Source organism: Paenibacillus sp. J31R34, from assembly GCF_059383715.1.
This window is the reverse complement of the sequence record NZ_JBXENU010000014.1, coordinates 82,052-104,178: the sequence shown is the minus strand read 5'-3', so window position 1 is coordinate 104,178 and position 22,127 is coordinate 82,052. Positions and strand designations below refer to the sequence as shown.

The 22,127-nt window shown below is 49.7% G+C and carries 19 protein-coding genes; 7 read left to right on the top strand and 12 right to left on the bottom strand.

Annotated features, from left to right (window positions below):
• Nucleotides 1-5: 5 nt before the first annotated feature.
• Nucleotides 6-1,151 carry a cysteine desulfurase family protein gene (locus AC50YG_RS28535; protein ID WP_494831932.1) on the bottom strand — a complete coding sequence of 382 codons (1,146 nt, stop codon included), beginning with the start codon at nt 1,149-1,151 and terminating at the stop codon, nt 6-8.
• 22 nt (nt 1,152-1,173) lie between these two features.
• Nucleotides 1,174-1,593, bottom strand: a complete 420-nt coding sequence (cymR, locus tag AC50YG_RS28530) for a cysteine metabolism transcriptional regulator CymR (protein WP_341281803.1) — start codon at nt 1,591-1,593, stop codon at nt 1,174-1,176.
• A gap of 218 nt (nt 1,594-1,811) precedes the next feature.
• On the opposite strand from cymR, the gene mnmA reads away from it, so the two are divergent.
• Nucleotides 1,812-2,948: a tRNA 2-thiouridine(34) synthase MnmA gene (mnmA, locus tag AC50YG_RS28525; protein ID WP_494831931.1), complete on the top strand. Its 1,137-nt coding sequence runs from the start codon at nt 1,812-1,814 to the stop codon at nt 2,946-2,948.
• A gap of 154 nt (nt 2,949-3,102) precedes the next feature.
• Here the strand turns inward: mnmA and AC50YG_RS28520 are convergent, their stop codons facing one another.
• A complete protein-coding gene (locus AC50YG_RS28520) occupies nt 3,103-4,485 on the bottom strand; it encodes a hemolysin family protein (RefSeq protein ID WP_494831929.1) in 1,383 nt (460 codons plus the stop codon).
• 270 nt (nt 4,486-4,755) lie between these two features.
• On the opposite strand from AC50YG_RS28520, the gene AC50YG_RS28515 reads away from it, so the two are divergent.
• Both AC50YG_RS28515 and AC50YG_RS28510 read left to right on the top strand, forming a co-directional pair.
• Nucleotides 4,756-5,358, top strand: a complete 603-nt coding sequence (locus AC50YG_RS28515; RefSeq protein ID WP_494831927.1) for a copper resistance CopC family protein — start codon at nt 4,756-4,758, stop codon at nt 5,356-5,358.
• Nucleotides 5,355-6,440, top strand: a complete 1,086-nt coding sequence (locus tag AC50YG_RS28510; RefSeq protein ID WP_494831925.1) for a copper resistance D family protein — start codon at nt 5,355-5,357, stop codon at nt 6,438-6,440. The genes AC50YG_RS28515 and AC50YG_RS28510 overlap by 4 nt, the downstream gene beginning before the upstream one ends.
• A 93-nt stretch (nt 6,441-6,533) precedes the next feature.
• On the opposite strand, the gene AC50YG_RS28505 is transcribed toward AC50YG_RS28510, so the two are convergent.
• A complete protein-coding gene (locus AC50YG_RS28505) occupies nt 6,534-7,439 on the bottom strand; it encodes a fumarylacetoacetate hydrolase family protein (RefSeq protein WP_494831923.1) in 906 nt (301 codons plus the stop codon).
• A gap of 693 nt (nt 7,440-8,132) precedes the next feature.
• A complete protein-coding gene (locus AC50YG_RS28500; RefSeq protein ID WP_494831921.1) occupies nt 8,133-9,452 on the bottom strand; it encodes a replication-associated recombination protein A in 1,320 nt (439 codons plus the stop codon).
• Nucleotides 9,453-9,770: 318 nt separating this feature from the next.
• On the opposite strand from AC50YG_RS28500, the gene AC50YG_RS28495 reads away from it, so the two are divergent.
• Together AC50YG_RS28495 and AC50YG_RS28490 are read left to right on the top strand one after the other, a co-directional pair.
• Nucleotides 9,771-10,424: a FusB/FusC family EF-G-binding protein gene (locus AC50YG_RS28495; RefSeq protein WP_494831919.1), complete on the top strand. Its 654-nt coding sequence runs from the start codon at nt 9,771-9,773 to the stop codon at nt 10,422-10,424.
• A gap of 373 nt (nt 10,425-10,797) precedes the next feature.
• A complete protein-coding gene (locus tag AC50YG_RS28490; protein WP_494831917.1) occupies nt 10,798-11,562 on the top strand; it encodes a response regulator transcription factor in 765 nt (254 codons plus the stop codon).
• Nucleotides 11,563-11,652: 90 nt separating this feature from the next.
• Here AC50YG_RS28490 and AC50YG_RS28485 read toward each other — a convergent pair whose 3' ends face one another.
• From AC50YG_RS28485 to AC50YG_RS28470, 4 genes are all read right to left on the bottom strand, one after another.
• Nucleotides 11,653-12,408 (bottom strand): tRNA threonylcarbamoyladenosine dehydratase, encoded by a 756-nt coding sequence (locus tag AC50YG_RS28485; RefSeq protein ID WP_341281794.1) that lies wholly within the window; start codon nt 12,406-12,408, stop codon nt 11,653-11,655.
• A 78-nt stretch (nt 12,409-12,486) separates the two neighbouring features.
• Nucleotides 12,487-14,316, bottom strand: a complete 1,830-nt coding sequence (gene aspS / locus AC50YG_RS28480) for an aspartate--tRNA ligase (RefSeq protein WP_494831915.1) — start codon at nt 14,314-14,316, stop codon at nt 12,487-12,489.
• 93 nt (nt 14,317-14,409) lie between these two features.
• Nucleotides 14,410-15,660, bottom strand: a complete 1,251-nt coding sequence (hisS, locus tag AC50YG_RS28475; RefSeq protein WP_473761680.1) for a histidine--tRNA ligase — start codon at nt 15,658-15,660, stop codon at nt 14,410-14,412.
• An 848-nt stretch (nt 15,661-16,508) separates the two neighbouring features.
• Nucleotides 16,509-16,682: a hypothetical protein gene (locus tag AC50YG_RS28470; RefSeq protein WP_494831913.1), complete on the bottom strand. Its 174-nt coding sequence runs from the start codon at nt 16,680-16,682 to the stop codon at nt 16,509-16,511.
• Nucleotides 16,683-17,039: 357 nt separating this feature from the next.
• Here AC50YG_RS28470 and AC50YG_RS28465 point away from each other — a divergent pair, with 357 nt between their 5' ends.
• Nucleotides 17,040-17,597 (top strand): M57 family metalloprotease, encoded by a 558-nt coding sequence (locus AC50YG_RS28465; protein WP_494831911.1) that lies wholly within the window; start codon nt 17,040-17,042, stop codon nt 17,595-17,597.
• An 18-nt stretch (nt 17,598-17,615) separates the two neighbouring features.
• Entirely contained in the window at nt 17,616-18,296 is a 681-nt protein-coding gene (locus AC50YG_RS28460; protein ID WP_494831909.1) for a hypothetical protein, read from the top strand.
• Between the two features lie 36 nt (nt 18,297-18,332).
• On the opposite strand, the gene dtd is transcribed toward AC50YG_RS28460, so the two are convergent.
• The 3 genes from dtd to AC50YG_RS28445 all read right to left on the bottom strand — a co-directional run bounded on the left by dtd (nt 18,333) and on the right by AC50YG_RS28445 (nt 22,122).
• Nucleotides 18,333-18,779, bottom strand: coding sequence for a D-aminoacyl-tRNA deacylase (gene dtd, locus AC50YG_RS28455; RefSeq protein ID WP_494831907.1), 447 nt, complete (start codon nt 18,777-18,779; stop codon nt 18,333-18,335).
• A gap of 408 nt (nt 18,780-19,187) precedes the next feature.
• Nucleotides 19,188-21,368: a RelA/SpoT family protein gene (locus AC50YG_RS28450; protein ID WP_473761692.1), complete on the bottom strand. Its 2,181-nt coding sequence runs from the start codon at nt 21,366-21,368 to the stop codon at nt 19,188-19,190.
• Between the two features lie 241 nt (nt 21,369-21,609).
• A complete protein-coding gene (locus tag AC50YG_RS28445) occupies nt 21,610-22,122 on the bottom strand; it encodes an adenine phosphoribosyltransferase (RefSeq protein WP_338556641.1) in 513 nt (170 codons plus the stop codon).
• Between the last annotated feature and the right edge of the window lie 5 nt (nt 22,123-22,127).

The following is a 22,127-nucleotide window of genomic DNA, read 5'->3' as shown; positions in this document are numbered from 1 at the left end:
GCCTCCTAGGCGTTATTACGGATGCGCTGCACAATCGTTGCAACTTTTTGCGCTGCGGCACCCAGTTCCTCCTTAGTATTCCCCAAACCGAAGCTGAATCTTACGGCGGAAGCCAGCCTTTCCTCCGGCAGCTTCATCGACCGCAGCACATGGGAGCGCTCCAGCGCCCCTGACGTGCAGGCCGAGCCGCTTGCGGCTGCAATGCCTGCCATATCGAGATTCATCAGCATCGTCTCGGTATCGATCCCGATAAAGCTGATATTGACGATATGCGGAAGTGCCTGCTCCGCCGCGCCATTGATGACTATATCTATATCCACATTTTTCCTGAGCAGCTCTACCCATACCATACGAAGCTCGCTCAGAAAAAGTTGCTTGTTTTGCGCTTCTTTCACACAAATTTCAACAGCTTTGGCGAAGCCGACGATGCCGGCGACATTTTCGGTGCCTGCACGGCGCTTGCGTTCTTGCGAGCCGCCCTGCGAGCTCGCCTCAAATGGCGTGCCAGCAGCGATATATAACGCGCCAACCCCTTGCGGGCCGTTGATTTTGTGGGCGGAAAAGCTCATTAAATCGATTGGCAGCCCACTTAGCTGATAGCTCGCTGTACCCAGTGCCTGAACGGCATCGACATGAAAAATAACGCCTCGCTCATGCGCCAGGCGCCCGATGTCTTCAATCGGCTGCATACTTCCTACCTCATTATTGCCGTGCATAATGCTAATCAGCGCCGTATTTGGCTTTATTGCCACCGCTACATCAGCAAGCGACACTTGACCTTGCTCATCAACGGGCAGCAGCGTCAGCTCAAAGCCTTCGCGCTCAAGCGCTTCGCAGGGATGCAGCACCGCATGGTGCTCAGCCTCCGCTGTAATGATATGGTTTTTGCCTAGCAGCGCCTGCGCGCGGGCAACACCCTTGAGCGCCATATTGTTGCTCTCTGTGCCGCCAGACGTAAATACGAGCTCAGCAGGCTTGCAGCCGACAGCTGCCGCGATCTGGTCGCGGGAGCGATTAATATGCTGCCGCGCCGCGCGTCCGAAGGCATGCATGCTCGATGCATTGCCTCCCGGACCCTGCATCACTTCCAGCATCGCGCGCGCGACTTCTGGATGCATTGGCGTCGTTGCGGCATGATCGAAATAGTGCATAGCTTGTCTAGCTCCTTCTATATTAAATGTAGAACATATAGCTGTCTGCTTTGCCTGGATCTTGGAAGCTGACCATGTCCTGAAGTGTGGTCGAATCTAATACGGAGGCGATGCCGTCGCGAATACGCAGCCACAGATCGCGCTTCGCCGGATCATCCTCTTCGGTAAAATCGACTGGGGAGATTGGCCCTTCCAGCACGCGGATCACATCACCAGCTGTAATATGCTCAGGCTCCTTGGACAAAATGTAACCGCCATAGGCTCCACGAATACTTTTTACAAGTCCAGCGTTGCGAAGCGGCGCAACGAGCTGCTCCAAATAATGCTCGGACAAGCTATTGCGTTCAGCTATGCTTTTCAAAGAGATCGGTCCCTCGCCAAATTTCCCCGCAAGCTCCATCATTATCGTTAGGCCGTAACGGCCTTTGGTTGATATTTTCATAAAAGGGCACCTCGTTTTCATTAGTTGTGTTGCCTTGCGCACCCATGACTCGGTTTAAATCATGGTATTCCCATATAGCTTCTATGTTAGCATATAGTGCGTTCAACATGCGAGAAAAGCTTGTTATTCTTCTTAAAAAAGTTTTTTGTGCAGCGATAAATATATGCTACAATGAGAGATACTCGTTTTAGAGTTTGAATACAAGGCGGTGTAAGCAAATGGAAAAATCCAAACAAGAAACTAGAGTCGTTGTCGGCATGTCCGGCGGTGTAGACTCTTCCGTAACCGCACTGCTGCTTAAGCAGGAAGGTTATGATGTTGTCGGCATTTTCATGAAAAACTGGGATGATACCGATGAATTTGGTCACTGCACAGCAGAGGAAGACGCGGAAGACGTTCGCCGCGTATGCGACCAGATCGGCATTCCGTATTATACGGTTAATTTTGAGAAGCAATATTTCGATAAAGTATTCACTTATTTTCTAGATGAATACAAGCGCGGCCGTACGCCGAATCCCGACGTCATGTGCAACCGGGAAATCAAGTTCGGCGATTTTCTCAAAAAAGCGAATGAGCTAGGCGCCGACTATTTGGCGACAGGCCATTACGCGCGCGTAGAACGAACGCCGGATGGCGAAACGAAGCTGCTGCGCGGCGTGGACAGTAATAAAGACCAGACTTATTTCCTCAGTGCGCTGAACCAGAAGCAGCTCGCGAAGGCAATGTTCCCGATTGGCCATCTGCCGAAGCCAGAGGTAAGACGGATTGCTGAAGAGGCAGGCTTGTACACCGCGAAGAAAAAAGACAGCACCGGCGTCTGCTTCATCGGCGAGCGCAACTTCAAGGAATTTCTGAGCGGCTATTTGCCAGCCCAGAAAGGCGACATGGTCGACATTCGCAGCGGTGAAGTCAAGGGCAAGCATGACGGCCTGATGTATTATACGCTCGGACAGCGCCAAGGCCTCGGCATTGGCGGCTCCGGCAATGGCGAGCCTTGGTTCGTAACGGACAAAGACCTTGAGCGCAACATTTTGTATGTGGTTCAAGGCGAGCAGCATCCGAGCATGTATTCGACTGGTCTAATCGCCAGCGGCATGAACTGGATTGCACCTCAGCAGCCGGAAGGTCCTTTTCGCTGCACGGCCAAGTTCCGCTACCGCCAAGCAGATCAGGGCGTTACCGTGACATCTGGCGCTGACGGAACCGCACATATAAAGTTCGATCAGCCGCAAAAGGCGATCACGCCAGGCCAAGCCGTCGTTCTCTATGATGGCGATGTTTGTCTCGCAGGCGGCACAATCGATATCGTAGAGAAGATTGAAGTCGACGAAGCGGCATTCCTTGCCGCTCGTTAAACATTACCCAGCTTGAACGACTAGCAGTCAGCAGTCTTTGAAACAAGAGCTTCAATCCCAATCAAACAGGGCAAGTTAAGGCAAGGCAAGGAACCTTTTCACTGATGGGCAGCGCCCGGAGGAGAAGGTTCCTTTTTTTATATGCACAGCGCCCTTACGTCCCTGTCCCCTTGCCGTCAGCATTACCAGCGTCTCCCTTCACATCCTCTTGCTCCTTGTCTGAAGGATAAGCAGCGAGCCGGCTCACGCGAATACGGGAAATGCGGTAATGATCCGTTTCCTCGATGACAAACTCGAAATGATTGGCTTCTTTTACACGATTGCCTTTGCGGGGCAGGTTTTCCAGTTGGGAATACATCCAGCCGCCAATCGTATCAAAGTTGTCACAGCTAATATTCGTGCCGAGGCAGCTGTTTACCTCCTCAATGAGCATCATCCCGCTAATCGAGTGGCTCCCTTCGCCGAGCTGCTCAATCATCGCTCGCTCCTCGTCAAACTCATCCTGAATTTCACCAACGATTTCCTCCATAATGTCTTCCAGCGTTACAATGCCTGACGTACCGCCATATTCATCTATTAAAATCGCAATTTGCGTTTTGCTCTCCTGCATTTGCCCAAGCAGCTCCCGTATGAAAATCGACTCCGGCACCGTCATAATTGGGCGCAAAATTTGCTCGATGTCGGTCAGCGTATGCTGCGCATCCTTCCATAAATCTTTGATATGGACAAAGCCGATAATATCATCCTTGTCGCTTTCACAGACGGGATAACGCGTATGCATTTCGGCAAGCGCCATCTGTTTATTTTCCGCAAGCGACAGCTGGGTGTACAAGCAGATGATCTCTCGCCTTGGAATCATAATTTCTCTCGCATGCGTTTCTGTAAATTTGAAAATATTATCAACAAGCAGCAGCTCCGTATGATGAATGTGTCCGCAACGCTGGCTTTCCTTGAGCAGCAGTCGAATGTCTTGACTGGAATATGCATGGGCTGTACCTGCGCCCACCCGGGCCTCACCATCCTGAACCATCCAGTTGGACAGTACGTCCAGCAGCCGTGCCAACGGATACATGATTTTATGAAAATAAAACAGTGGTGCGGCCGCGAGCGCAACGACCCGCTTCGCACGGTGTCCCGCAATGGCTTTCGGAACGAGTGCGCCGCAAACGCTGTGCAGCACGGCAGCCAGCAGCAAAGCGGCTGCGACAGCGCACACTTCCGCTACGATTGGAGCGATGGGGACTCGCCCACTCATTCCAGTCAGCCATGAATCGAAGAGCAGACGGAATGCCGGAATACCCATCCAGCCCATCCCCAGCGACGCGAGAGTTATTCCAAGCTGGCATATGGTTAAATAAGTTTGAGGCTCACGCAGCATCGCAGCAGAAGCAGTTGCCCTTTTTGATGAACGGCGCCCGCTCTGCAGCTTATGCAGCTGATCAGGCCGCAAACGCAGCATAGCCGTCTCCGCCGCTGTGAAAAAACCGTTAGCCAGCAATAACCCTGCAAACAGCACAAACTGAATCGTTTCACCCAATGCGGCTTCGCCTGCCCTGCCCCAGAATATGCTCCGGTGACGGTAGGCGCACCCCCTCGTCCATCTCTCGCCGTTTTTAAGTGACGGTAATTATGTTTATTCATCGTAGTCCGTACATTATTCAGCATAGACCTAGCGTTTTTTTGCAAAAGTTCATAAAGTCGCCTATAATTTGCCGCAGAGCAGGCCGTTTGTCACACCCCAATATCTGATATAATGCTAACAGCTTGCTACAACATACTTAAGCTTCAGCTTACAAGGAGGAACAATATGAAACGTATTATTCTAATTATGCTGGCTGTTATTTGGCTAGTTCCCGGTGCCGTTTTTGCCCATTCCAAAATCGAGCAGGCCACACCTGCCGTAGACGAGACGGTAACCGCATCACCTGCTCAAATCTCACTTTCTTTCAATACGGATATCGAAAAGCTCAGTACATTCAAGCTTTTGAACGCGGCTGGCGAGCAAATTGCCACCGATGAAGTAACTGTAGACGGAAAAACGATGAGCGGTGCGGTTCCAACGGCGCTGGAGAACGGGATATACACGGTGAAATGGGCGATTATCGGCGCTGATGGCCATGCGATTGAGGGCGACTACAGCTTCACCGTCAACGCGCCGGAAGCTGCTGCAAGCGAGCAGCCTGCATCGGCATCCCCTTCGCCTGAAAGCACATCAACGCCTGAAGCTGCGGCTACCGAGTCGCCTGTCCTTGAAACGGCAAGCCCTGCGGCAAGCGTTGCTCCAACAGCAGATCCTGCAGCCCCTACGGAAGGTAAGGATAGCAGCTCCACAACGAGCGTGATCATTATTGTCGTTGTCATTCTGCTTATTGCCGTTATCGCTGCCGCTGCGAGAAGACGTAAAAAATGATTTATTTGAGCGAGACGCTTCTTTATGTTTGCTTTGCGTTGTTAATGGGCGCATTTACTTTGCGTCTCGTGCCGGAGGGCAAGCGTCCGCAGGTTGTTGTCCCTGATCGCTTGCTGCTGGCCTGCACGCTTTCTATCCCTGTTCTTTCGTTTGTTCCGCTTGATCAAACGGCACGTACCTTCGCCGCCGACTTTGAACTTAGCTATGGGCAAATGATGAAAAGCCTGCTGCTTGATGCCGTAGCAGGCAAAGCCTTCGTGTGGACGCTGCTTAGCTCCCTCGGCCTGTCCGTCCTGCTCGCAATGAAATCCTTCCGGCAGGACCGCCATATGCCGAAGGTTGGGCTGTTCATAGCCTTGCTGCTGGCTGTATGGCTCGGTTATGCCAGCCATGCCTCAGCGCTCTATGGGCTGAAAGGGGTCGTCATTCACAGCGCCCATTTTATAGCCGTCACCATTTGGCTGGGTATTGTCGTTACGATAAGCTGGTTTTCGAAGGACGAAAACCATTGGGAGCCGTTTTTATCATGGTTTTCAACGCTCGCCTTCGGCTGTTTTTTCGTAACGATATCAGCGGGCATTACATTAATGACCTTTACGACACCAGAATATGTTAACGCCTGGATGCTGCCGTACGGGCAAATGCTGTTGATTAAGCATTTATTGCTGCTGCCGCTGCTGCTGCTCGCGTATACGAACAGCTTTGGCTACAAAAACAAGCTCAAGCAAGATGCCGCTTTCCGCCCGCTCCCTTGGTTAAAGGCAGAAAGCCTGATCGCCTTGCTGATTTTTATCGCCACAAGCGTGCTGGGCCAGCAGGCCCCGCCTCATGATGTGAAGGAAACGCTGCAAACAACAGCACCATCTTCTTTGTTCACAACGATTTATAAAGGAAGCTTCAGCCCTGATATTACGCTTCATTTTTCGCTTGGACTTGATAGCTGGCTGCTGCTTGCATCAGCTGCTATTATGATTGTCGGCTTTTTCCGGATGTACCGCAGCAATTCGCTGATGCCTGCTTTTGCGATGGGACTGCTGGCTGCCGCATTTGGCTACGGCGCACTCCTGTTTGCCATTGCGTAAGGCGATGGACCTCTGAAGCACTTATCGGTTTTATCGAAAAAAAGCAAGGACGCTGGCGGCATTAGCCTCGGCTTCCTTGCTTTTTTATACTGGTTATGATTCCAGAACCATTAGATTCGTCAAGTTGCCAAGCTTTTCGATTTCGATCGTAACATGGTCTCCTGCCTTGAGATAGCTTTGCTTGTCCACCGGATAACCGAGCATGACGCCTTCAGGCGTACCCGTCAAGATGACATCGCCCGGCGACAGCGTCATATGGCGCGAAACATAGCTGACGATTTCCTTGCAGTTAAAAATCATGTCGCTCGTGTTCGAGTGCTGGCGCACCTCGCCGTTTACGATACATTTCATCTCCAGCTCATTCGGATTGCCTACCTCGTCCGCTGTTACGAGATAAGGGCCGAGCGGTGCAAATTTGTCGCAGGTTTTGCCCAGCAGCCACTGGCCTGTCCGCATTTGCAAATCGCGAGCCGACAAATCATTGGCAGCGCAGTAGCCGAATACGTAGCTGAGCGCTTCCTCCTCCGTCACATGCTTCGCTTCTTTGCCAATGACAATCGCTAGCTCTGCCTCGTAATCCACCTTCTCGGAGGCAATAGGAAGCGGTACTTCTTCTCCATGGGCGGCGAGCGTATTGCTAAATTTGCTGAACAGAATCGGCACCTCGGGAATGGCCGCATTGGACTCCTCCGCATGCTTGCGGTAATTGAGGCCGATGCAAAGGATTTTGCCAGGGCTTGTCACAGCAGGGGCAAACACCAGCTCCGCTTCATCGAGAAATACCGGACCAAGCTCAGCGGCACGGCTTAACGCTTCGTCCGCCAGACGGTGAAGGGCTTCAACGGCCTCCGCCCCGCCTTCAATGACCTGATGGATATTTTGAGGTACGGATGCACTGCCTTTACAAGCTACGCTGGCTGCCGCCACATCGAGAATGCCTTGCTCCGTCTTTACTCCCAAACGCTCTGCACCTTGCTCCGTAAATGTTAACAGCTTCATAGGTTTATACAGCTCCTTTGTTTGGTATTATTTTGCGGTATCCGGGTCGGCGGCCCAGAAAAAGGTTTCTGCCGTGTCATCTTGGTCGCACCCGCGTAAAGTGTAGACCTCATCCCCACGATCCGTCTGCTTCGTTCCTATTCCTTCGCAGATCGTGCTTGGCCTGCCTAAATCGGAGCCAAACGCTTTTTTAAATACAGTGAAATAAAAAAATGAATGATGGATAGCGATGAACAAATAATAGAAATCGCTATATTCAAAAATATACTCGAATAGCTAGTAATAAAAGATACGACCACTGTATTCAGGATATAGAATATAATCGCTATTGGAGCTATTGCCTCTGCTTTTTTCACTATTAATAACAATAGTTGTACGAGTATAGAATAAAACATAAGAAAGAAACCAGGTAAAAAAAACAATATGGTTGTAATATCAGTAAAAAGCACGAACTCATTGTCATTGTAATTCGGGTAAAAAGACACCATCCATAAAGAAACTAAAAAAGATACAAGCAACCACATATAATATATTTTAAACACCTCAATATAATAATAAACCAAAGAGAAAAGAACAGGGAACGGGATACAACAGAGTCCACTCGACAAAGAGTTGTGGTTCTCGCTTTGCAATTTGCCTGAGCCTCCATACGAAGGCCGGCATTAGAAGGTTTCCATCCTATCCTTCAAACGGCTACTTCTTCCCCTTCGGACGCTTCCGCAGCTCTTGGTTTTGCCGGATTTTATCCTCCATGCCCTGCTCGGTTGCCTGATAAAAGCTCATTTCTCGCAGCTTGTCCGGCAAATATTGCTGCTGCACATAATGCCCCGGATAATCATGCGGGTACTTGTAGCCTTCGTGACCAAGCTGCGCCGAGCCTTTATAATGCGTATCGCGCAAATGCAGCGGCACTTCGGCTGCGCCCAGCCCCTCCATCATCGTCATCGCCTTGCCGATGGCCATCGCTGTTGCATTCGATTTTGGGCTTTCTACCGCGAACAAAATCGCTTGTGACACATTGTATTTCGCCTCCGGCCAGCCGATTTTGTGATAAGCATCCATCGCCGTTACCGCCTGCACCATCGCTTGCGGATTCGCAAGGCCAATGTCCTCGCTGCAAGCGACGATCAGCCGGCGGATAAACGTCATCGGGTCCATTCCCAGCTTCTCCACCGCGTACAAAAACCAGAACAGCGCTGCATCGCTGGAGCCGCGAACGCTTTTATGAAACGCTGACAGCACATCATATTGCGTCGATTGATCCGCTTTGACCGCACGGTTGCGTATCGATTCCTGCGCCACCTCCAGCGTAATATGTACCGAGCCGTCCGGCTCAGAAGGCGTCGTCACTGCGGCCAGCTCCAGTGCGTTCAAAGCGCGGCGAATGTCGCCGCCTGCCATATTCGCGATATGTGCCAGCGCCTCCTCGTCGCAGTGCAGCTCCATAAAGCCCAGCCCGCGGCCTCTATCGGCCAGCGCCCGCTTCATGGACTCCAGCGCATGCTGCGGACCGAGCGGCTCCAATTGAAACAGTGTCGAGCGTGACAGAAGCGCTCCATTTACATGGTGAAATGGATTTTCCGTCGTCGCGCCAATAAAAATGATGATGCCCTGCTCAACCGCTGGCAGCAGCGCATCTTGTCTTGCCGTGTTGAAGCGATGCACCTCGTCGAGGAACAAAATTGTTTTTTTGCCATACATCGTCTTGCTCAGACGGGCTTGCTCAATAACTTCGCGCACATCCTTCACCGAAGCGTCAACGGCGTTCAGCTTGACGAACTCGCCCGCTGTCCGCTTGGAGATAATGTTGGCAAGCGTCGTCTTGCCGCAGCCCGGCGGGCCGTACAGCAAAATGGACGACACCTGATCCCCTTCAATCGCCCGGCGCAGCAGCTTGTCCTCTCCAATGATATGCTCTTGCCCAATATATTCATCCAGCGTCTGCGGCCGCATGCGGTCGGCTAGCAGCCTCGCCCGCGGCGTCTCCGCTTCCTGATAAGAAAATAAATCCATATGCCTCACAACCTTCTTTTCTATTCCTATCGATCATAGCATATTCGCTTTTTATTGCGCCATGGGATTGGCTGTTGAGAAAGAAGGTTTTTTTGATTATAATAAACGGTAATTCATTGAAAAGGGGGTCGGTATGGATGGCAATAAGAGATTGCCGGATTGGCACAGCCCACTGCAGAGCTTGTTTTAGAAGCGATACTTTGCAAGGGCGTACTCATAACTGATACGTTATCTCCCAGCCACGCTTATGTCGTTTCTAATACTTGGCTTTGCACCTTATTTTCTGCATGATCAAAACAAATAAGGGGCTGAACCTAAATGCGTGAACCATTTATTAGAAACCATCAATATAATGAGATAAAAAAACAAGCCGGCATTTTGCAGCATGCGCTTGCCACAGTTGTCGATTTGAAAATTTTGGAGTCCGTTAAATATACGACAGAATCTAAAATTGTGGAGATGTTCCCAGGCGCCACCGCCGAGCAGAAGCACATGCTTGAGGCCGTTTCAACGCTGAGGACGAAAGAGGATTTTGCCAAGTATTTGCGGGATCTGGAAGCCTATTTGACGGAGTTTCCAGCCATTACGGCCAAACAGATACAGAAGCTTTTTCCCAAAAATAAAAAGCTCAGGCTGCCCGATCTAGCCGCTATCGACTATCGCTATGTCACTTATTTAAGCTGGATTGATATTGCGAGCAATAAGCTGTTTATCGTTTATCCGGTAAATGGGCAGTTTGTTGGCGTCGAAGGCCGCTACAACCGGGCGAACAAGAAAAACTATTGCTTTGTGTGCAATCGGTTCGAGGAGCTTGCTTTATTTTCCGCCATAACGAAAAAAAGGCCCGCGGGCACATCACCCGACTACTACAAAGCCGTCGGAAATTATATGTGCGCCAAAAGCGATGATTGCAATAAAAACATTACAGATACGGCCGCACTAGAAAAGTTCATTGATGCGGTAATCGGATAATTTAAAGACGGGTTTACCTAAAGCGTGTACCGATATTCAATCGGTATGCGCTTTTCATTTTGCTCATTACTGAAAAGCTGGCACAAAATAGGCTCCACCACAGGCACGGCTTTTGTCATATCGCTCCCCTATAGGGATGAATGCACTGCTGGATTTTAACACTTGCCAGTTTTTTGTGAAGCGCTTACAAAAAGTCTTTGACAAAACGTCCGCCTAGCAGCAAAATGAAAGCAGCAACGGTGCGCGTGAACAGCTGGACTTATTTTATTAGTCGTATGGCATACCTTTGGTCCTCAACTTTACAATTGCTCTGAAGGCGGGGCCGCTATTAGAATTGGTGGCAAACAAAACCGGCAAAGGGAGGCATTCGCTCATGGCTCAAGCAAACGTCATTAAAGTTGTTATTGCCGAAGACGAAGATATCATCCGAGGTACGCTGGTGCGCAAGCTCGAAGGTCTGGATCAGGCCATTCGAATTGTCGGCTCCGCCCAGGATGGCAAAGAAGCGCTCGAGCTTGTGAAGCGGGAGCAGCCGGATCTGCTCATTACCGATATTCGGATGCCCGTCATGGATGGCATTGAGCTCATTGGGTCCATCCACCGCTATTATCCACGCATGTGCAAAATTATTACAAGCGGCTTTGCGGATTTTGAATACGCGCGGCAAGCGATTCGGTACAATGTCATTGAATATTTGCTGAAGCCGATTGCAACCTCTGAGCTTGCGCGGGTATACAATCGCGTAAAGACGCTAATTGAGGCGGAACGGACTGATTATACCCCCCCGGTGAAAAGCCTCCAGCAAAGCGGAGCGGACACGGATACGGATGAATTGGTGCAAATGGTGCAAGGCTTCATGCGCGAGCATTACAGGGAGAATCTCAGCCTGGAGCAAATTGCCCGCAGCTTCAATTTTACCGCCTCCCACTTGAGCAAAGTTTTTATGAAGCATACGGAGGAGTCCCCTTCCCGCTATTTGATGTCGCTGCGTATCCACGAAGCGAAATATTTGCTTCGCAATCATGCTCATCTGTCCGTTAAGGAGGTCGGGGAGCAGGTCGGCTATTGCGACCCGTTTTATTTCAGCCGCATCTTCAAGCAGATGACGGGCTTTACGCCGAAGGAGTTTCAGAAATAAGCATGCTTATGCAACAAAAAAACCAGAGCCCATGATATGCCTGTGCATATCCGCTCTGGTTTATTTTATTTGGCTGTAAGCCGGGCTTGCCTAGACTGTAATATCTGCCTTCGCCAGCAGATCCTGCACGACCACACTGACCATAATCAGTCCCGCCACTGGAGGAACAAATGCATTGCTCGCTGGCGGCTGCTGTGCCTTGCGAATTTCCGGCGCGTTCTCGGGCACGATGCGCTGCGTCACATCTTGACGCGGCTTCTTCGGCGTCTCCGAGGAGAACACAACCTTCACGCCTTTATGAATGCCTTCCTTGCGCAGTCTCTGCCGCACAACGCGGGCAATGGGATCGGTGTGGGTTTTGGAAATATCCACAACTTCAAATTTCGTCGGGTCCATTTTGTTAGCGGCGCCCATGCTCGAAATAATCGGAATTTTGCGCTCCAGGCACTGCTTGATCAAATGGATTTTGTACGAAATCGTATCGGAAGCATCGACCACATAATCAATCGGATATTCAAAAAATTTCTCGAACGTCTCTTCCGTATAAAACATGCGCAGAGATACCGCGTCGCACTCTGGGTTAATGAGCTTAATGCGGTCGCGCATCAAGTCTGCCTTCGGCTCGCCAACGGTCGTCGTAAGCGCATGGATCTGGCGATTGACGTTTGTAATATCGACAACATCTTTATCGACCAAAATAATACGGCCAATGCCTGTACGGGCAAGCGCCTCAGCAGCAATGCCGCCCACGCCGCCGATACCAAGCACCGCTACCGTACTCCCTTTCATCAGCTCGAGGCCTTCCGGCCCGATTGCCAGCTCCGTGCGTGAAAATTGGTGCAGCATCTAAAAATCGCCGTCCCTTCCGTTATCTATTCCATGCATCTAGGGTGAGAAGGCGGGCAATTTCGCCCGCCCATTCCATTAAGCCTGTGGTGCCTGTGGTGCTTGTGGCGCTTCTGGTGCTGCTCCTACCGGTGCAGGCTGTTTTGCAGGCTTAGGCACTGTACGGATATGAAGCTGCTCTAATTGGGATAGCTCAACCTCGGACGGCGCATTGCATAGCAGATCGGTTGCGTTCGCTGTTTTCGGAAATGCAATCGTTTCACGCAGGTTCGTACGGCCAGCCAGCAGCATGATGAGACGGTCGAAGCCGAAAGCGATGCCGCCATGCGGAGGCGTACCGTATTCAAAAGCATCCAGCAGGTAACCGAAGTTCTGCTGTGCTGTTTCTGGCGACAAACCAAGCGCATTGAACATTTTCTCCTGTACTTCACGCTTGTAAATACGCATCGAGCCTCCGCCTACTTCATAGCCGTTCAGGACAATATCATAAGCTTGTGCGCGGATTTTGCCTGGATCTGTATCAAACAGGTGCAAATCATCCTCATGCGGACGTGTGAACGGATGATGCTCGGCTACATAACGCTGCGCATCCTCATCCCAGCCAAGAAGCGGGAAGTCTACGACCCATACGAACTTAAATTTAGTGTCGTCGATCAAGCCAAGCTCGCGGCCCACTTTCAGGCGCAGATTGCCCATAACATCAACAACAACTTTTTGCTTGTCAGCAGAGAATGTAAGCAAGTCGCCATCTTCAACTTGAAGACGCTCAGTCAATGCCGCGATTTCCTCCGGTTTCAGGAATTTCACGATTGGACCGCGCCATTCGCCATCCTTCACCGTAATCCAAGCTAGGCCTTTACCGCCATAACGAGCAGCGAACGGCTGCAGATCGTCAAGCTCTTTACGGCTCCAGCCGCCACAGCCTTTAGCGTTGAATGCCTTCACGACGCCGCCGGATGCTGCTACGCTTGCGAATACCTTCACTTCGCTTGTCGCTACAATATCGGTAATATCTTGAATTTCCATGCCGAAGCGCAGGTCAGGCTTATCGGAGCCATATTTATTGATGGCATCTTCATACGTAATGCGTTGGAACGGAAGCGCAAGCTCCACGCCTACTGTCTCGCGGAACAATCTTGCAGCAAGCTGCTCCATCATGCCCAGCAATTGATCCTGCGACAGGAAGGAAGTTTCAATATCGACTTGTGTGAACTCAGGCTGACGGTCTGCGCGAAGATCCTCATCGCGGAAGCAGCGAGCGATTTGATAATAACGCTCAATGCCGCCGACCATTAGCAATTGCTTGAAAATTTGCGGCGATTGCGGCAGGGCAAAAAATTCGCCTTCATGCACGCGGCTTGGTACCAAATAATCACGGGCACCTTCTGGTGAGCTCTTGGTCAAAATTGGCGTTTCAACGTCAATAAAGCCTTCTCCGTCAAGGAAGTCGCGGAAAATTTTAGCTGCTTTCGAACGGAGCAGCAATGTTTTTTGCATTTCCGGACGACGCAGATCAAGGTAACGGTATTTCAAGCGCAGCGACTCGTCAACTTCGACGCCGTCTTCGATTGGGAATGGCGGTGTTTTTGCCGCGTTCATAATTTCTATTTTTTCAACGCGCACTTCGATTTCGCCTGTTTCCAGGTTCGCGTTAACGGTCTCTGGGTCACGCTCAACAACTGTGCCTTGAACAGCAAGTACGAACTCGTTGCGGGCACGGTCAGCAATCGCCAGCGCATCGCCGGAAAAATCAGGGTTAAATACCGTTTGCACAATACCTGTACGGTCGCGAAGATCAATAAACAATACGCCGCCTAGGTCACGACGACGCTGTACCCAGCCGTTCAAAATGACCGTTTGTCCAATATCGCTTTTTGTTAATTTTCCACATGGGTGAGTTTTCAACATAATGGTTATGCTCCTTTTATTTAAAAGATTTAGTAAACTCAGGAGCTGAGAGGAAATTAGTACCCGGTGCGGTACTTTATTTCGTCGCAGTCTCTAAGCTTGAATCGCTGCTGCAAGCTCGCTGATTGCTACGGTGCGCTGCTCGCCGCTTTCCATATTTTTCAGGGCAATTTCGCCGCGCTCCAGCTCGTCATCGCCGAGAATGGCGGTAAAACGTGCCTTAAAGCGATCCGCTGACTTCATCTGCGCCTTCATCTTGCGATCTGTGTAGTCACGGTCAGCGCGCAAGCCTGCTGCACGCAGGTCATGTACGATCTTAGTCGCCTCACGCTCTGCTGCCTCGCCAAGGCTGATGACATAAACGTCAACCTGGCTCGTTTCCTTGATGCCTTCCGTCTTCTGGTGCTCAAGGAGCAATATCGTCCGCTCCAGCCCGAGGCCAAGACCGACGCCCGGCTGATCCGGTCCGCCAATATCGGCAACGAGCCCATTGTAGCGTCCGCCGCCGCCAATCGTATCGATGGCACCGATGCCCTCCGCTTTATATTCAAAAGCGGTATGCGTGTAATAATCAAGCCCGCGCACCAGCTTCGAATTGACATCAAACGGAATATTCATCGCCGTCAAATACGCTTTAACCTTTTCAAAATGCGTTGAGCATTCCTCATCCAAACTATCCAAAATCGACGGAGCACCTTCAAAATGCTTCTGGTCGACTTTGCAGTCCAGCACGCGCAGCGGGTTGCGGTCCATCCGCGACTGGCAATCTTTGCACAGCAGCTCGCGCTTCGGCTCAAGGAAAGCAAGCAGGCGCTCGCGGAAGGCAAGCCTTACTTCCGGCGTTCCGACGGAATTGATTTCGACGCGTACCCCTTTAAGGCCAACCTCGGTATAAAACGTGTAGCCCAAAGCGATAACCTCGGCATCAAGCGCCGGATTCACCGAGCCCATCGCCTCAACGCCGAACTGGTGAAACTGGCGGTAACGCCCCGCTTGCTGGCGCTCATAGCGGAACATAGGACCGATGTAATACAGCTTCGTCAGATCAGGCTCGCCATACAGTTTATTTTCAACGAACGCCCGAACGACACCGGCTGTGCCCTCTGGACGCAGCGTCACGCTGCGATTTCCGCGATCCGTGAACGTATACATCTCTTTCTCTACAACGTCCGTTGTTTCGCCTACGCCGCGCTGGAACAGCTCGGTCGCTTCGAAGATCGGCGTGCGAATTTCACGAAAATTAAAGCGGCGGCATATTTCGCGCGCCTTCTGCTCGACGAACTGCCAGCTGTCGATTGAGCCCGGCAGCATGTCCTGCGTTCCCGGTAATTTTTGAAATGCCATGTCATTTTCCTCCTGACCTGCTGCTGAAAAACATGAAAACAAGCAAAACAGCACTCGCCGTGTGATGACGGCAGGGCTCATTTTGCGGTGAAATATAAGCCAGTGGTAAGTGTAAAACTTATAAAGTCTTATATTTAAAGCAAAAAACTCCCGCCCCTGAACAGCAAATATTGCTGTCAGGGACGAGAGTATAGCTCCCGTGGTACCACCCACATTCCGAGACAGCTGCCCTAAGGCAGAAGCTCGCTTGAAGACGGTTAACGCCCGTCACCCGCAGTACGGCTACTGAAACAATCGCTTGCCTAGGACTTATGCCCCAGCAGGCTGACGTTCACCGTCTGTTCTCCGGAAAGTCTGTTCATCCCGCCATTATAAGAATGCTTGCAGCCTAAGGCATTCCTCTCTGCATATATGCGCATGGATTACTTTGTTCCATCATGAAATCATTATAGTGAATGGTGCTGATGCTTCATTTTACTTGGGCGTCGTCAGAAAGTCAAGATGCGATTCAGCTGTAATCAGCCCGATTGTATAGAAACAGCCGTATGCCCGCCAGAAGACAGAAAAAAACCTGCAATCACATTGCAGGTCCAAAAGTAAATTATATTTAAAAAAAGGGGGTCGAGTTCTATTATAGGCTTGCGATGTTAAAATAGCGTTATCGTTTGATTACAGTAACATTACAGTTTAGAAAGCGTTTTATTTCCTGCTATTTCGACCTTTCCCCTGCTTTTGCGCCAGCGTATGCGGACAAGCGTTTAGCCTATGGCTTATGGCTTATGGCATCGTATTGTACCCTGCTTCCAATTCTTTGCCGCGCGGGTACCCTATCTGCATTCGGCTCCATATTATGTGTCCCTTATGTCGCTCCGCTTGCCAGCAGTAGCTGGAAAGCCTGCCCATTCCTCTGCCGCCTCCATGTCTTCCTCCAGCTGTGACAGCCTGATGGCTTCATGCCGATCTGCATGAAGCAGCTTGCGGCTAATCCGCTCCAGCCCTTGCTCCTTGCGGGATTGATGCATGCGTTCATTCGCCTCCGGTACAAAATAAATAGGCGCTCAGCCACGGCCAATCGCTGCCGAATGCTTTAAGCGCGCCCATTCTCTCCCCTATTGTATCCAGAAGGTCTCCCCACTAATCTTCATCCCAGCATGATTGCTTGTCCAATTGCCATTCATGCGGCTGGAAAAGATACACCTCGAACCTTTCATCTTTTATTTATTTGAAATAAAATCCAAAATATGAAACATATTCTGTTTTTTGATCGTCATAAAGTTACGTCCAATTCGTACGCAATCGTATCCTTAAAGCGCTTAGTCGTGCAAAGAAAATGGTATACAAAGAATTATCAGTAAGAAAAATCAAAAAAGGGGCATGAAATGATGAGGAAAAAATCTTTGCTGACCGCTACAACCTTACTACTATCGGCTCTCATTTTTACGTCAACCGCTTTCGCCTATACGTTTACCGGTCACAAATGGCCCAAGTCCGTTAATAATACTTACAACGTTTATGTAAAATACGCTACCACTAATACGACTTATAAAGCTGCTTTTGATTCCGCCGTCTCTGATTGGAATAGTGCCCAAAGTAAAATAAAATTTAATCTTTCGGCGCTCAACACTTCAACATTCAGCACCGTTGGCACTCAAAATGTCGATGATCCTTCGATGTATGGGGTATGCATTACTTATGTGAGCCCAGGTACAGCTTCAACTAGCTACTTTACCGCGGATATCAATATAGGGAACCCAAGTGTTGTAAATTATCCCCAAACAAGAAGGAGCACTGCAGGACATGAATTAGGGCACGCCCTTGGTCTGGGTCATAGCTCTGTTCCTGTGACGGCCCTTATGAATTCAAGCAGAGACAGGGAAAACATATACTTGCCGCAAACCGATGATAAAAATGGAATAAATACCCTTTATCCAAAATAATTAAAGGAGGAAATCATAATGACGATACGATGGAATCTTCGTATGATCCTAATTACAGTGTTATGCGCAGCGCTCATGACCGCAGTGGTTTTATTTATAACAAAAGAGCAGGAAATGCCAGCTACGTATAATGTAAATTATGCACCGGATTATGCAGTAAGCGGGGATGTTGCAGGATTAGTTCATCATTCCGATTATGTGGTATCCGGCCGCTACGAGAAATTTATTGAGAATTGGAACATGGGAGAAAACCATTTTAGCGAGGTGTATTCGTTTGTAGTCGAGGAAGCCTTGTTAGGCGAGATTGAAGGCACCATTCATATTTCCATTCCACATAACATTTTATTAAAACATACGGTAGATGAAGTGGAATATGAAGCGGTGCTCAATTCGCCCAACTACAGCAAACCTGATTTTGATCAAACGTATGTCTTGTTTTTGAAAAAAGCACAGACTAAGGATGTGTTCGGCCCCTCTTCAGTACCCTTTCAAGTGGAAGTGGATTCTTTTGGCAGCGTTGCTTTGAAAGTGAATACAGAAAACAAGGAGCTTTCCTTAACAACTGAGCAAAACGATACGATCCATTTCCAAACGGAACAGATTGAGCTAGCCTCTATTGATAAAATAACCGGTATGACTAAAGAAGAATTATTTACAGAAATTAAAACGGAGGTTGCTGCCCAAGAGGAAATGAATTAAGGAATCCCTCTGCGAATGCAATTCTTCTTTACGGCTCTATTCCTTGCTGTCCAAAATCAATGTGACAGGACCCCAATTGACGAGCGACACATCCATCATAGCACCAAAACGCCCCGTCTCCACTTGCAGCCCATGCTGCTGACGAAGATAGGCATTAAACTGCTCGTAGAGCGGCTCAGCCTGTTCTGGGCGCGCAGCAGCCATAAAGTTAGGTCGCCGGCCTTTGCGACTGTCTCCATACAATGTAAACTGCGATACGGACAAAATAGCGCCACCGGTTTCGACGATGGACAAATTCATTTTGCCAGCCTCATCTTCAAAAATTCGCAGGCCCGCGATTTTATCGGCCATCCATTTGATGTCTGCTTCTGTATCTTCATGGGTAATCCCAACAAGCAGCACGTATCCGAAGTTGATTGCTCCTGTTATTTCACCTTCGACGGTCACTCTCGCCTGCTTGCTTCTCTGTATCACAACCTTCATGCTTTCCCATCCTCCCTTAAAAAAGAAGAAGGCGGCTAAGTACGCCGCCATCCCTCTGTCATTCATCCCTGCTTCGCGCATGCGAAGCAGGTGTAATCAATGTATGCCTGTTGAACTACACAATAACAGTCAACTAAGTGTAGTGATTATCTTTTGACTTTATCTTTATCTTTAGCTTGTTGCCTACTGGCAATAGCAAAACTTGCTTTTAAAACCTTTTTGGGGAAGAGGAGGGGGAGAGAGTGGAGTGAAAGGTTTGGAATTGAGGAGCGGAGCGTTCGCTTTTGCTGATGGATTTTAACCGCTACGGTTATATTACAAAAATCCATCAGCAATGGCGACCGAAACCCAAACCTTTCACGCAGCGCCCCCCCGCCCTTCCCCACCAAGGCTTTTACAGCAGCAAAATCAGCTATTCATAATCCTTTGGACGGAATATATATCCTGCACCCGTTTAATCTTCTCCACCACAGATGAGAGATGCTCAACGTTCTTAATCAGCACGGTCATATGAATCATGACCATTTTATTTTTCACGGAACGCCCGGTCACTGCTGAAATATTCGTCTTGCTTCCGGATACGACTTGCAGCACTTCATTGAGCAGACCATTACGGTCATGACCGGTAATTTCAATATCGACGCTGTAATTTGCCTCGACAGATTCTTCCCACTCCACCTCAATGACGCGATCTGCTTCCTCTCCGTCCATGCCAAACGGAATGTTCTGGCAATCCATACGATGCACCGAGACGCCGCGTCCACGCGTAATGTAGCCAATAATAGCGTCGCCAGGCACCGGATTGCAGCAGCGAGCAAAGCGAATGAGCAAATTATCAATACCTCGTACCGTAACGCCATGGTGCTGGCGATTTTTGCGGCTGACTCCCGATTTCGCATCTTTATCCGTACCGAGCTCAATCGTATTGTTTTTCTCAGCTTCCTTGCGCAGCTTCTCCGTTAGACGGGTACAAATCTGTGCAGCGGTCACGCCGCCAAAGTTAACGCCCGACAGCATGTCCTCCACATCGTTAAATGAGAACTTGGACGCAACCTCCTGCAGCTTGTCCTCGGTCAGCCAAGCCGAAGGCTCTAGACCAAGGCGCTTGAGCTCACGCTCGACAGCCTCACGGCCCTTCGCCACATTTTCCTCGCGCTGCTCCTTCTTAAACCACTGCCTGATTTTGCTGCGCGCATGCGAAGATTGTGCGATTTTCACCCAATCCTGGCTCGGTCCGTACGAATGCTTGGAGGTGAGAATTTCAATAATATCGCCGGTTTTGAGCTTACAATCAAGCGGCACAATACGGCCGTTCACCTTGGCGCCAATCGTGCGGTTGCCAACCTCCGTGTGAATGCGGTAAGCAAAATCCAGCGGCACAGAGCCGGCTGGCAGCTCAATGACTTCACCGCTCGGCGTAAATACAAATACGAGATCGGAGAAGAAATCCATTTTCAGCGATTCCATAAACTCCGATGCGTCGCGAGCGTCATTTTGCAGCTCCAATATTTCGCGGAACCAAGACATTTTATCTTCAAAATTGCGGTTTGGCACGACCGTGCCTTCCTTGTACGCCCAATGCGCCGCAATCCCGTATTCTGATGTACGATGCATATCCCATGTCCGAATTTGCACTTCGGTCGGCTCGCCATTCGGCCCTACAACCGTCGTATGCAGCGACTGGTACATATTCGCCTTCGGCATCGCGATATAATCCTTGAACCTTCCCGGCATCGGCTTCCACAGCGTGTGGATAATGCCGAGCGTCGCATAACAATCTTTAATATTTTCGACAATAATCCGGATCGCCATGAGATCATAAATCTCATTAAACTGCTTGTTGCGGTCGGTCATTTTTTTGTAAATGCTGTACAAATGCTTCGGGCGCCCGGAAATATCGCCTTCAATGCCCATTTCGCCAAGCTTCTCTTCAATGCGCTCAATAACATCGGCAATAAACTGCTCGCGCTCTGCCCGTTTTTTCTTCATCAAGTTGGCGATGCGATAATATTGCTGCGGATTTAAATACCGAAGTGCAATATCCTCCATCTCCCACTTAATCGCGGAAATACCAAGCCGATGCGCAATGGGGCAAAAAATTTCCAGTGTCTCATACGCAATCCGACGCTGCGCTTCCTCTGACTGGAATTTCAGCGTCCGCATATTGTGCAGGCGATCGGCAAGCTTAATCAAAATAACGCGAATATCCTGTGCCATCGCCACAAACATTTTTCGATAATTTTCGTTTTGCTGCTCTTCCTTGGAACGAAAACGGATTTTCTCCAGCTTCGTCAGTCCGTCAACCAGCATCGCGCAGGTTTCACCGAATTTCGCCCGAACCGTCTCCAGATCGACTGTCGTATCTTCAACCACATCATGCAGTAAAGCTGTAATAATGGACAGCACATCCATCTGCATATCCACCAATATATCTGCTACGGCAATCGGATGTAAAATGTAAGGTTCGCCTGATTTCCGCACTTGTCCATGATGAGCCTGATCTGCAAAATGATAGGCTTCCCTTATGCGTAATAAGTCCTGTTCCTTCATATAGGCCGATGCCTTTTCAATTAACTGCTCTATGCCCATGAACATCCCTTTCCGAAATGAGCCCTGCTTCGGCTCCCCTTCGCGCATTTTCCGAGTTTTCTAATATTATGCCTGTAAGCATAGCATGACGTCAACTACGCTGTCGATTGAAGTGTCGATTTAAGTCATGGAAATTCAAATTTCCCAACCGGTAATGCAGACTTTATAATGCAAAAGCCAACCAGCAGCAGCTGGTTGGCTTAAACGTTCAAACGATATTAATTCATCCTTTAAGCTATTTCTAGTAAGTAACGAGTGAAACGACGTCCATATCGCCAAGCTTCTCGCGGCCTGTCAAATAAGACAGCTCGATGAGAAAAGCCGAACCGACAATTTCCCCGCCAAGCTGACGAATCAAATTAATGGAAGTTGCGATCGTGCCGCCCGTTGCAAGTAGATCATCGGCAATCAGAACGCGCTGTCCCGGCTGGATGGAGTCCTTGTGCATAGCGAGCACATCTTTGCCATACTCCAGGTCATAGCTCGCTTCAATCGTTTCGCCGGGCAGTTTGCCGCTTTTGCGAATGGGCGCAAAGCCTACGCCTAGTGCAAGGGCAAGTGGAGCGCCGATAACGAAGCCGCGCGCTTCCGGTCCTGCAACGATATCAATTTTCAAATGCTCAACCGCTTTGCGCATTTCTTCAATGGCAGCACGGTAAGCTGGGCCGTCCTTCAGCAAAGTAGTAATATCCTTAAAGCGAATGCCTGGCTGTGGGAAATCGGGAATGACCCGAATGTAATCTTTAAAATTAATTTGTG